Below are 11405 nucleotides of genomic sequence, written 5' to 3'. Positions count from 1 at the left end.
AATAACGCTAATGGTTGACTGAGAGAGGTTTTTTAGCCCATCTAATATTGGGTGAGTTGATGCGGTATCGCCCCCAAACCCAATCCTTTCATCCAGTTTTTCTGAAATTATATGGGTGTTATCTAGGATCCATGTAAAGTGAGGGATGCTTAAGATTAATGGGATGAGTATTGTCAGTAGTATGTGTGGTTTGAAAAGTAGTGATCTGTAGGTTTTGTTTATCAGGGCAGCAATGAGCAGGGATGTCGTAAATACTGCAAAAGTATACTTGCTATGTAGTCCGGCTGTGATTAGTATGCCTAGGTAGATATAGCTGCTGATATCTTTTTTTCTACTGATTTGGATTATGCAGATCATGACCCATGGATATATGGCGCCAGCCATTAGCGTATGGGTCAGGTCAGAGATCGCATACCAGTGTAAATGAAGGAACGAAAGTGGGGCTAGGCCAGCAGCAAGTGCAAGCCAGCTATTTCCTTTTATCATTAAGGATAGCTGATATGTCCCTAATACCATAAGAAATAGAAAAGTCATCCTTAGCCCAAATACTATACTGGGGTTGCCATCCCCGAAAATTCTTGCTCCTATCCATGTCAACCAGTAGAACAGAGGCGGGTTATGCCCGTCATATCCAAGAGCAAGGTGCTGCCCCATAAGCAATGCTTCACTATCATCGCTTCTCCCTCCCGGAGTGAATATCATCAATTGTAATAGCATGATGATAAAGTAAGTAATAAGGAAGATAGCGATGTATTGTTTTTGGGGTGGGTTTTTTATGGTGTTTGTGAGGTTCATGTGTGGGGTTTTACATGTCCTAAGGATATGATGCTTGTCGTATATTTTTCTGTATAATTTTTTCTGCTGCTGAAAGCAGAGCGGCTGATCATCTCCGCCCTCGGATGGCAATCATTTTCTGTCAGTGCGGTGTCTGATCAAATGTCTCGGGCTGTCTCATGCGCAAACCCCACCACCTGCCTTCGCTCTCTGGAAAACTCCACCCCCACCAAGTGAATGGGCTTGCCCCGGCCTCGATACCATGTCCGCATAGCCCCGGTCACTGAGTTGTTACAGGGCCTCGGGCACCGGCTCCACCACGATGTCCAGTCCCAGGGTCGCCAGATGGCTGTAGAACATGCTGGCGTCATGGCCCTCGTAGCGGGCGATGGGGTTGTTGCGATACCAGTCATGGGGCAGGGCGGCATACAGGGTGCGCAGATGGGGTTCCAGGGTGGTCGCTGGATTCCCGCTTTCGCGGGAATGACGAGACGTATTTCACGGGAACGGCGCAATGACGCGATGTGATTCACGGGGATGAGGTGGCGTAGTTCAAATAACGCGACGTAATCCACCGGAATAGTGTGCTCAGGGCGCCTGTGAGGATCGTAGCACAATCCTCGCCCCCCCTTGTCGGCACGCCACCCCGGGAAAACACCATCCCCGCGGCTGGGGTAAAATGCCGTCGCTCCCATTTTGGAATCTTCGATGCAGTCCCTGCTGATCATTCGTCTCTCCGCCATCGGCGACGTGGTGATGGCCTCGCCGTTGCCAGCCGTGTTCCGCGCCGCCTGGCCCGATGTGCGCATCACCTGGTTGGTGGAGCCCCAGGTGGCGGGACTGGTGTCCCGGCATCCCCAGGTGGACCGGGTGGTGGTCTGGCCCAAGGCTCAGTGGCGCTCCCTGTTCCGCCGCTTGCGGTGGATCCGTCTGGGGCGGGAGGTGGTCCGATTTGTCCGGGAACTGCGGGCCGAGCCTTACGATATGGCGGTGGATCTGCAGGGGCTTTTGAAAAGCGGTCTGCTCACCCGCCTGTCGGGGGCGCGGGAGCGGGTGGGACTGGGGTCCCGGGAGGGCAGCGGGGTGTTCATGACCCGGGTGGTGCCCCGAGGCGGCGACCCCCGCCGTATCGGTTCGGAATACCGGTATCTGGCCCAGGCGCTGGGGCTTGAGCCGGGTGCCTTCTTCATGCAGGTGGGGCTGCGCCCGGAGGATGAGGCCGTGGGCCGCCGGGTGGCCGAGGCCCAGGGCACCCGGGGTTATGTGGTGGGCTGTCCGTTCACCACCCGGCCTCAGAAACACTGGGTGGAGGCCGCCTGGGCACGGTTGGCCCTGCGCATTCACGGGGAACGGGGACAGCCCATGGTGTTGTTGGGTGGTCCCGATGACCGGGAGGCCGCCGACCGGATTCAGGCCCTGGCCGGCGCGGCGGTGGACAACCGGGTGGGGCAGACCTCCCTGACTCAGGCAGCGGCCGTGATCCGCCGGGCCGAACTGCTGGTGGGAGTAGACACGGGTCTGACCCACATGGGACCGGCCTTCGACGTCCCCACGGTGGCCCTGTTCGGATCCACCTGTCCCTACCTGGACACCGGGCGGGACAACACCGTGGTGATCTACCACGACCTGCCCTGCGCCCCCTGCCGACGCAATCCCACTTGCGACGGGCGTTTTGATTGCCTGAAGGGCATCTCGGTGGACGAGGTCATGGCTCAGGTGGAGCGGTTGCTGCCCGCAATGCCGATCAAGGAGCCGTCCTGATGCGTATTCTGCATGTGGAGACCGGTCGTCATCTGTATGGCGGCGCGCTGCAGGTCCGTTACCTGCTGGAAGGGCTGTCGGCCCGGGGCGTCGCCAACGTGCTGGTGTGCCCTTCGGGGGCGGCCATTGCCGAGGCCTCGGCGGTGTTTTGCGAGGCGGTCCATGAGGTGCCCATGGGGGGGGATCTGGACCTGGGCTTTGTGGGTCGCTTGAAGCGCGTGATCCGGGAGACCCGGCCGGATCTGGTGCATCTGCACAGTCGTCGCGGCGCGGACGTGCTGGGGGGGATCGCGGCCCGGCGGGTCGGGGTGCCGGTGGTGCTGTCCCGGCGGGTGGACAACCCGGAGCCGGCCCTGTGGGCGCGATTGAAGTACCGTCTGTTCGACCGGGTCATCACCATCTCGGAAGCGATCCGGCAAGTGCTGCTGGCGGAAGGCGTGCCCCCTGAACGGGTGGTTTGCGTGCCCAGCGCGGTGGATATGAATGCCTGGCAGGGGACGTGCGATCGGGAAGGGTTTCAGGCTGCCTGCAGCCTTGCGCCCGGTGAGCGGGCGGTGGGGGTGATTGCCCAGTTGATTACCCGCAAGGGGCATCGTCATCTGCTGACGGCGGCGCCGGCGATCCTGGCGGCCCATCCCGAGGTGCGGCTGCTGTTCTTCGGTCAGGGGCCGCTGGAAGCGCAGCTCAGGGCGCGGATTGAGGACATGGGACTGACGGGACGGGTGCGTCTGATGGGGTTCCGGGATGACCTGGAGCGGATCCTGCCCTGCCTGGATCTGGTGGTGCATCCGGCGGACATGGAGGGGCTGGGGGTTTCCCTGCTGCAGGCCGCCGCCGCGGGGGTGCCCCTGGTGGGGACCCGGGCGGGCGGCGTGCCCGAGATCATCGGCGATGACGAGGCCGGTGTGCTGGTGCCGCCGGGGGATGCCCCGGCCCTGTCGCGGGCGGTGATTGATCTGCTGGGTGATCGGTCGGCCCTGCGGCGTCTGGGGGAGGCCGGTCGCCGTCGGGTGGCGGCGCGGTTCTCCGTGGAGGCCATGGTGGCCGGGAATCTGGCGGTCTATCAGGGACTGGTGCATGGATAAAGGCGCAATGGGAGAACCACACCGGCACTGGGGTCTCTGGCTGCTGCTGGGGTTGGGGGTCTATTTCACCCTCCATGTGATCATCCGTGCCACCGGGTCCGCGGTGCTGGAACTGGACGAGGCCGAGCAGGTCATCGTGACCCAGTGGTGGCTGGCCGGGTATTCCGGGCAGCCACCCCTCTATGCCTGGCTGCAGGCCGCGGCGTTCCGGGTGTTGGGCATGGACCTGTGGGCCCTGAGCCTGGTCAAGAACACCCTGCTTTTTCTCACCTGGCTGTTCGTGTTCCTCTCCGCCCGGCGTCTGTTGGGCGATGTCCGACTGGCGGTGCTGGCCACCTTGTCCTTGTTCCTGGTTCCCCAGGTGGCCTGGGAATCCCAGCGGGATCTGACCCATTCGGTGATGGTGACCACGGTGGCGGCCGCGTCCTTTTACGCGATGCTGCGCTGGCTGGACCGGCCCCATGTGGGGCATTACCTGCTGATCGGCCTGCTGTTCGGGCTGGGGGTGCTGTCTAAGTACAATTTTCTGGTGTTCGCCGCCGCCGCCGGACTGACCCTGCTGAGCTGTGCCCGAGGACGGTCCCTGTTGCTGCATCCGCGCATCCTGTGGAGTGCCCTGGTGGCGTTGCTGGTGGTCCTGCCCCACGCCCTGTGGGTCTGGCACAGCCGGGATCTGGGCACTCAGTCCCTGGATAAGCTGGATTTCGGGGGTGGACTCTGGCCCTGGTCCGGGCTGGGTTCCCTGGTGCCGGCGGTGCTGGGCTTCCTGGCATTGCTGCTGCTGGTCATGGGCGCGGTATTCCGGCGGGATTTTTTCCGTGCCCTGTTCAAACGCCGGGGCGGTCCGGCGGCTTTTCCCATCCACCGCTACCTCTGGATCCTGTTGGGCCTGCTGGTGCTGATGGCCCTGCTGGGGGTGTCCCACTTCAAGGACCGCTGGATGCTGCCCCTGCTGCTGGTCTTTCCCCTGTTCGTGTTCGCCATGATGGGCACGGCGGCGCTGACGCCCGCCCGGGTGCGGGCGTATCTGTCGGTCTGTCTGCTGGTGCCCGTGCTGGTGCTGGTGGTGATGGCTTGGCGGGTGCAGACCTGGCCGGTGCTGGAGTCCCAGCATCGGCATGTCTACCCCTTTGACGAGCGGGTGAGCGAGATCCGGGATCTGGGCTTCAGCCAGGGTCTGATCGTGGGAGATCGGGCCTTTGTGGCGGGCAATCTGCGTTTTCGCCTGCCCCGGAGTCAGGCCGTGATCCCGGGGGTGAATCCCGGCGGGTTGCGGTGCCGACCCGGTGATGATCTGCTGGTGGCCTGGGACGCGGACCGACAGCGACAGATCCCCGGTCGGCTTGGGGACTGGCTCACTGCGGAACTGGGCCTGTCCACCGGGGGCCTGATGCCCCGGTGGCTGGAATCCGGTGCGGGGGCAGGCCCGGTGATGGGCGTGGTGGTGCTGCCGGGGGCGCTGAAGGGGGATTGCCGGGTGAATCAATAGTATTTCGGTAATCCCCAGCCGCGCTTGTACTTGAAGCGTCGGTGGGTCCAGAAATACTGTTCCGGCGCTACCCGGATGGCCGCCTCGATGACGGCGTTGATGCGTCGGGCGTCCTGGGCCGGATCCTCTCCGGGGAAGTCTTCAAGGGGCGCGCCGATCACCAGCCGATAACCTTGACGGCCGGGCAGGCGATAGCCGAAGAAGGGGATGACCGGGGCGCCGCTGATCTTCGCCAGGCGGGCGGTGGCCGGATTGGTGGCGGCGGGGACACCGAAGAAGGGGACAATCACCGCGTTGCCGTTCTTGAAGGCCTGGTCCGGGGCGTACCACAGGGCCTGGCCCTGCTTCAGGGCGCGGATGGCGTCCCGGACCTGGTCGCGGCGGATGGCCCGCAGATAATGGGTCTGCCGGTTCTGCCGGAAGCAGTGTTCCATCACCGGATTTTCGTGGGGGCGGTACATGACGGCAAAGTCCTGATGGGCGCAGAGCAGGCGTCCCGCCAGTTCCAGGGTGGTGAAGTGGGCCGACAGCAGCAGTGCCCCCTTGCCTTTTGCCAGTGTCCGTTGCAGGTGTTCCAGTCCCTCGATCCGGGCCAGCCCCTCAAGCGCCCGGTCGCTGCCCCACCAGCTCAGGGGCGTCTCGAAGATGCCCGCGCCCATGGCACGAAAATGGGCCTTGACCAGGGCCTTTTGCGTCGCCGGGTCCAGGTCGGGAAAACATAGCCCGACATTGACCTCGGCGATCCGCCGCCGACGCCGGGCCAGCGGGTAGAGCAGGGCGCCCAGGGCCTCGCCGGTCCGGATCTGCCAGCGCCAGGGCAGCACCCGGACCAAGGTGCGGAACAGGGCCACGCCCAGCCACATGGGCCAGTGGACAGGGTGGTACAGGCGAGAGGGGGACTGTTTTCGGGCCATGGGGATGTTTGCGGAGAGCGGGCTGCGGATTGTAGCAAATGGCTCCGCGTCCGCAGGGCAATGGGCTGCCCCATGGTAAGATCCTCCCCGGTTTCCTCTGCAAGGTAGTCAGGCCGTGAATCTGCACATGCCCGCCTTTGAACAGGCCCGGATTATGGTGGTGGGCGATCTCATGCTGGATCGCTACTGGTCCGGGGCCACCGCCCGCATCTCCCCCGAGGCCCCGGTGCCCGTGGTTCACGTGAACGAGGTCGAGGAACGTCCCGGCGGGGCGGCCAACGTGGCCGTCAACCTGGCCCGGCTGGGGGTGCAGACCTGGCTGCTGGGCATCGTGGGCGAGGACGAGGCCGGCCATGCCCTGGAAGGGCTCCTGGTCCAGGCCCGGGTGAGCTGTGATTTCGCCCGCTCGTCCCGGGCGACCACCATCACCAAGCTGCGGGTCCTGAGCCGCCATCAGCAGTTGTTGCGCCTGGATTTCGAACAGCCCCTGGAGGCCGCGGATACCGCGTCCCTGCCGGATCGTCTGGCCGGGCATCTGGACGGGCAGGCGGTGGTGGTGCTGTCCGATTACGGCAAGGGGACCCTGGCCGAGGTGGCGCGGATGATCCGCATGGCCCGGGAGGCCCGGGTGCCGGTGCTGGTGGACCCCAAGGGGCGTGATTTCGAGCGTTACCGGGGCGCCACCCTGCTCACCCCCAATCTGGCCGAGTTCGAGGCCGTGGTGGGTCCCTGTCCCCATGACGATCTGCTCATAAGCCGAGGTGAACGGCTACGGACGGACCTGGAGCTGGAGGCCCTGCTCATCACCCTGAGCGAGCGGGGCATGCTGCTGCTGCGGGCGGGCCAGGATCCCCTGCACCTGCCCACCCGCGCCCGGGAGGTCTATGACGTGACCGGGGCGGGGGATACGGTGATCGCCGTCACGGCGGCGGCCCTGGGGGCCGGGCAGGATCTGGCCCAGGCGGCGGCCTTGGCCAATCTGGCGGCGGGTATCGTGGTGGGCAAGTTGGGGACCGGCTGCGTGACCCCGGCGGAGCTGCGGGCGGCGGTGCGGGGTCACCAGGGCGGCTGGAGCAGCCTGCTGTCGGAGCCGGACCTGTTGCTGGCGGTGCAGGAGGCTCGGGCCCAGGGCGAGCGAGTGGTGATGACCAATGGTTGCTTCGATATCCTCCATGCGGGGCATGTGGCCTATCTGGAGCAGGCCCGGCGCCTGGGGGACCGTCTCATCGTGGCGGTGAATGATGACGCCTCTGTGTGCCGTCTCAAGGGCCATGGGCGACCGGTGAATGGCCTGGAGCGACGCATGGCGGTGCTGGCGGGCCTGGCCTCGGTGGACTGGGTGGTGCCCTTCGGGGAAGACACGCCGGAGCGGTTGATCCATGCGGTGTCGCCGGACGTGCTGGTGAAGGGCGGGGATTACCGGCCCGAGGCGATCGTGGGTGGTGACCATGTCCGTGCCCAGGGTGGGCGGGTGGAAGTGTTGCCGTTCCTGGATGGGGTGTCCACCACCCGGGTCATCGACCGGATCCGGGGCACCTGACGACCATCTGACCGGCATGCGCGTACTCTATTCCCTGATCCTCTATGTCATCACGCCGCTGGTGCTGGCGCGGCTGCTCCTGCGCAGCCGCGCCAATCCGGATTATCGTCACCGCTGGAGGGAGCGCCTGGGCTGGTCGCCCCACCTGCCGGCGCGGCCCCGGCTGTGGGTGCATGCGGTCTCGGTGGGGGAGGTGGCGGCCGCCGCGGCGCTGGTGGCAGGGCTGCGGCGGCGGTTCCCCGGGCATGCCATCCTGATGACCACCACCACCCCTACCGGTTCCGCCGAGGTGATCCGGCGTTTCGGGAATTCGGTGGAACACTGTTATCTGCCCTATGATCTGCCCGATGGGGTGGCCCGCTTTCTGGCACGGGCGCGTCCCGAGCGGCTGCTGGTGATGGAGACCGAACTGTGGCCCAATCTGTATCGGGCCTGTGCCCGCCGGGGCATCCCGGTGATGGTGGTCAATGCCCGCCTGTCGGCCCGTTCTGCCCGTGGCTATGCCCGCATCCGGCCCCTGGTTCGGCAGACCCTGGCTCAGGTGTCCGGGATCGCGGCCCGGGGGGAGGAGGATGCCTGCCGTTTTCTGGCCTTGGGTGCCCGGCCGGATCAGGTGCGGGTGAGCGGCAACATCAAGTATGACCTGGCCTTGTCCGATGATCTGATCCGGGCCGCGGCCGAGTGGCGTGCACAGGTGGGGGAGCGACCGGTGTGGATCGCCGCCAGTACCCATCCGGGGGAGGACGAGCCGGTGCTGGCGGCGCACCGCTCCCTGCTGTCCCGTTGGCCCGGAGCCCTGCTGATCCTGGTGCCTCGCCATCCGGAGCGTTTCGACGCCGTGGCGGCCCTGTGCCGGGCGCAGGGGTTTGCCGTGGCGCGCCGCAGTGCCGGGCTGCCGCCCGAGGCTGGGGATACGGTATGGCTGGGGGATACCATGGGAGAGCTGATGCGGCTCTACGGGGTGGCCTCGGTGGCCTTCGTGGGGGGCAGTCTGGTACCCACCGGCGGGCATAACCCGCTGGAGCCGGCCGCCCATGGGGTGGCGGTGGTGACCGGTCCGCAGGTATTCAATTTCACTGAGGTTTACGAGGCCCTGGACCGGGCTGGGGGTGTGCGTCGGGTGGCGGATGCCGATGGGCTGGCCGCTGCGGTATCGACCCTGTGGTCGGACCTGGAGGCCCACCGGGCCATCACGGTGGCGGCCCGGCGGGTCCTGGATGAAAACCGGGGGGCGGTGGACCGGGTACTGGACTGGGTGGATCAGGCCTCTTGAAGGCCGGTTCGGGCGGGCGTCATCCCCGCATAGGTGGGAGCCGTCACTCCCGCGCAGACGGGAATCCGGGAGAGGCCGTCATTCCCGCGTAGACGGGAATCCGGGAGAGGCCGTCATTCCCGCGCAGGCGGGAATCCAGGAGAGGCCGTCATTCCCGCGTAGGCGGGAATCCAGGAGAGGCCGTCATTCCCGCGCAGGCGGGAATCCAGTTATGAACTGAAAGTTCTGGGCTCCCGCTTTCGCGGGAGTGACGGGAAGTGAAACGGGAGTGACGGGAAGTGAAACGGGAGTGATTGAAAAGGAACCGGGGGAATGGAAAGGACTCTGGGGTGAAGAACGGCCCGCGCGATGATGGAAAGGCCCCCTGGACGGACAGGGGCCTGATCAGGGATTCCCTAACGGATCAGGTTCAGGATTTCCTTGAATTTCGGGTGCCGGGAATCTTCCAGCCATTCAAACAGCACCGACTCGAAATTAGTGATGATCACCCCGGCTCGGGCCATGCGGTCCAGGGCATTGGCCTTGTTGCGCGGATCTCTTGAGCAGACGGCGTCTTCCACCACGAAGACCTGGAATCCGGCCTCCACCAGCAGCAGGGCGGTCTGCAGGACGCAGACATGGGATTCCATGCCGCAGATCACCACCTGAGGGCGCCCGGCACGCTTCACGGCACCCATGATGCCCTCGTCGCGGTAGCAGGAAAATGCGGTCTTCTCCAGCACTTGGACTGCTTCCGGCAGCATGCCCTGGATTTCACCGGCCGTGTGCCCGATACCCCCGGGGTATTGTTCGGTCACCGTGACCGGGACGCCCAGCACACCGGCACCCTGGGCCAGACTGCCCGCCCGTCGGTAGACTTCATTGCGGACATCGGACTCCATGGCCACGGCCAGCTTTGCCTGGATATCCACCACCAGGAGCTGGCTGTGCCTTGCACTGCAAAGGGGGGAGGGATGGGTATGATTCATCAGTCCAGCCAGGTGTTGATGGTGAGCAGGTCATTCTCGGTCAGGGTCCCTGCGGCCTGTTTCAGGCGCAGGGTATCCAGCAGGTAGTTATAGCGCACCTCGGCATAATCCCGTTCGGCCCGGAACACCTGGCGCAGTTCCAGCAGCACGTCCACGGCGGTGCGGGTACCCACCTCGAATCCGGCCTCGGCGGCTTCGAAGGAGGCGCGGGTGGATTCCAGGGCCTGCTCCAGGGCATTGACCCGGGAAATGCCGGCGTTCACCGACAGGAAGGCACTGCGGGCCTGGCGTACGGTCTGACGCTCGGTCAGTTCCAGCTCCTCGCGGGCGGCGTCAAAGTTTTCCCGGGCCTCGCGGGTCAGGGAGCTGGTACGGCCGCCGGTGTAGAGGGGGACCCGCAACTGGATGCCGATCTGGGTGTCGCGACCGTCGAGAAGGTTACCGGCCGTCTCTCCGCCGGGGGCATTGTGAATATCCCGGTCGGTATAGCCGGCAGAGAGGCCCAGGGTGGGGTAGTGCCCGGCCCGCTGGCGCTTGATCTCCTCGGCGGCCACCTCGGTGCCGAAGCGGCGGGCGATCAGGCTCAGGTTGGCCTCCAGGGCGGTTTGCACCCATTGGTCCATATTTGCCGGTTCCGGCGAGACCAGGGGCATGCGTTCCGAGAGCAGGGCCAGTTGCTCGTGGAACTGGCCGGTGATGACCATGAGTTCCTCGCCGGCCAGATCCAGGCGGTTCAGGGCGGCGATCTCTTCGGCCACGGCCAGGTCGTACTGGGCCTGGGCTTCCTTGACGTCGGTGATGGCGATCAGGCCCACCTCGAAGCGGCGGTCCGCCTGTTCCAGTTGCCGGCCGATGGCCTCCTTTTCCGCGCGGGCGAAGGAGAGGTTGTCCTGGGCCGCCAGTACGTTGAAATAGGCCTCCGCCACCCGCAGGATCAGCTCCTGCCGGCTGGCGTCGCGTATCGCGGTGGCTTGGGCGATGCCCAGGTCCGCCTGGCGCAGGACCACATAGTTGCGGTGGTCATAGAGGGTCTGGTTCAGGGACAGCTCAAAACTGCTGGTCTGGTAGTCAAACGAGTTTCCGCCCCGCTCGGTATCCGTGTAGGCGTAGCCAACGCCGCCCTCGATCTGGGGTAGCAGGACCGATCTGGCCTGGGGCCGCTGTTCCAGGGCCGCCCGGAACTGGGCTTCGGCGGCGCGCAGTTGCGCGTCACGCTCCAGGGCAATGCGGTAGACCTCTACGAGATCGGTGGCCTGGACGGGGGCGGTTACTGCGGCAAATCCGACGAGGGCGGCCGCCAGCAGGGTCTTGGGAAAACGGATCATCGGTGTCTCCGGCCCGAGCGGGCAAGAAGGAAATATTCCATCAGTGAATCCTGATTATCCTACCGGGAACCGGAAAAAAATGCATAGGGGAAACGCTGAATAATTCCCTTTCCATCAACCCCGGTCATTCCCCTTTCGTCACGCCCGTCACCCCGTCACCCTCGTCACTCCCGCGAAAGCGGGAGTCCAGAATTTCCAGCCTACGAATGGATTCCCGCCTGCGCGGGAATGACGACCTTTCCTGGATTCCCGCCTGCGCGGGAATGACGTGCTCAG

The 11405-nt window shown here is 64.9% G+C and carries 9 protein-coding genes and 1 pseudogene; 5 read left to right on the top strand and 5 right to left on the bottom strand.

Annotated features, from left to right (window positions below; translation table 11 throughout):
• Positions 1-795 (bottom strand): glycosyltransferase family 39 protein (locus LQ952_RS07715; RefSeq protein WP_238622081.1); only part of this gene is annotated, 795 nt, incomplete at its 3' end.
• Positions 796-932: 137 nt separating this feature from the next.
• A pseudogene (locus LQ952_RS07710) lies at positions 933-1227 on the bottom strand (hypothetical protein); the annotation flags it as partial.
• Between the two features lie 255 nt (positions 1228-1482).
• On the opposite strand from LQ952_RS07710, the gene LQ952_RS07705 reads away from it, so the two are divergent.
• From LQ952_RS07705 to LQ952_RS07695, 3 genes are read left to right on the top strand one after another with little or no spacing between them, the layout of a single operon-like run.
• Complete coding sequence (locus tag LQ952_RS07705) at positions 1483-2535, top strand: glycosyltransferase family 9 protein (RefSeq protein ID WP_238622080.1); 1053 nt, start codon at positions 1483-1485, stop codon at positions 2533-2535.
• On the top strand, positions 2535-3620 hold the full coding sequence (locus LQ952_RS07700) for a glycosyltransferase family 4 protein (protein ID WP_238622079.1): 1086 nt from the start codon (positions 2535-2537) through the stop codon (positions 3618-3620). Before LQ952_RS07705 ends, LQ952_RS07700 begins: the two co-directional genes overlap by 1 nt.
• Positions 3613-5109: an ArnT family glycosyltransferase gene (locus LQ952_RS07695; RefSeq protein WP_238622078.1), complete on the top strand. Its 1497-nt coding sequence runs from the start codon at positions 3613-3615 to the stop codon at positions 5107-5109. Before LQ952_RS07700 ends, LQ952_RS07695 begins: the two co-directional genes overlap by 8 nt.
• Here the strand turns inward: LQ952_RS07695 and lpxL are convergent.
• On the bottom strand, positions 5103-6023 hold the full coding sequence (lpxL, locus tag LQ952_RS07690; RefSeq protein WP_238622077.1) for an LpxL/LpxP family Kdo(2)-lipid IV(A) lauroyl/palmitoleoyl acyltransferase: 921 nt from the start codon (positions 6021-6023) through the stop codon (positions 5103-5105). The genes LQ952_RS07695 and lpxL overlap by 7 nt on opposite strands.
• 115 nt (positions 6024-6138) lie before the next feature.
• On the opposite strand from lpxL, the gene hldE reads away from it, so the two are divergent.
• Together hldE and waaA are read left to right on the top strand one after the other, a co-directional pair.
• Complete coding sequence (gene hldE, locus LQ952_RS07685) at positions 6139-7563, top strand: bifunctional D-glycero-beta-D-manno-heptose-7-phosphate kinase/D-glycero-beta-D-manno-heptose 1-phosphate adenylyltransferase HldE (protein ID WP_238622076.1); 1425 nt, start codon at positions 6139-6141, stop codon at positions 7561-7563.
• 16 nt (positions 7564-7579) lie between these two features.
• Positions 7580-8836 (top strand): lipid IV(A) 3-deoxy-D-manno-octulosonic acid transferase, encoded by a 1257-nt coding sequence (gene waaA / locus LQ952_RS07680; protein ID WP_238622075.1) that lies wholly within the window; start codon positions 7580-7582, stop codon positions 8834-8836.
• A gap of 395 nt (positions 8837-9231) precedes the next feature.
• Here the strand turns inward: waaA and LQ952_RS07675 are convergent, their stop codons facing one another.
• Both LQ952_RS07675 and LQ952_RS07670 read right to left on the bottom strand, forming a co-directional pair.
• Positions 9232-9804: a hydrolase gene (locus LQ952_RS07675; RefSeq protein WP_238622074.1), complete on the bottom strand. Its 573-nt coding sequence runs from the start codon at positions 9802-9804 to the stop codon at positions 9232-9234.
• Positions 9804-11129 carry a TolC family outer membrane protein gene (locus LQ952_RS07670; RefSeq protein ID WP_238622073.1) on the bottom strand — a complete coding sequence of 442 codons (1326 nt, stop codon included), beginning with the start codon at positions 11127-11129 and terminating at the stop codon, positions 9804-9806. Before LQ952_RS07670 ends, LQ952_RS07675 begins: the two co-directional genes overlap by 1 nt.
• Positions 11130-11405: the final 276 nt, after the last annotated feature.

It is taken from the genome of Ectothiorhodospira lacustris (assembly GCF_022227785.1).
Classification (GTDB): domain Bacteria; phylum Pseudomonadota; class Gammaproteobacteria; order Ectothiorhodospirales; family Ectothiorhodospiraceae; genus Ectothiorhodospira; species Ectothiorhodospira lacustris.
Note: the sequence above shows the minus strand (reverse complement) of the source record. Positions and strands in the feature narration are given on the sequence as shown.

Excerpts from the sequence above, each read along its gene's own strand:
- lpxL (WP_238622077.1), bottom strand. The coding sequence starts at position 6,023 with ATGGCCCGAAAACAGTCCCCCTCTCGCCTGTACCACCCTGTCCACTGG.
- waaA (WP_238622075.1), top strand. The coding sequence starts at position 7,580 with ATGCGCGTACTCTATTCCCTGATCCTCTATGTCATCACGCCGCTGGTG.
- LQ952_RS07670 (WP_238622073.1), bottom strand. The coding sequence starts at position 11,129 with ATGATCCGTTTTCCCAAGACCCTGCTGGCGGCCGCCCTCGTCGGATTT.
- LQ952_RS07705 (WP_238622080.1), top strand. The coding sequence starts at position 1,483 with ATGCAGTCCCTGCTGATCATTCGTCTCTCCGCCATCGGCGACGTGGTG.
- LQ952_RS07695 (WP_238622078.1), top strand. The coding sequence starts at position 3,613 with ATGGATAAAGGCGCAATGGGAGAACCACACCGGCACTGGGGTCTCTGG.
- LQ952_RS07675 (WP_238622074.1), bottom strand. The coding sequence starts at position 9,804 with ATGAATCATACCCATCCCTCCCCCCTTTGCAGTGCAAGGCACAGCCAG.
- LQ952_RS07700 (WP_238622079.1), top strand. The coding sequence starts at position 2,535 with ATGCGTATTCTGCATGTGGAGACCGGTCGTCATCTGTATGGCGGCGCG.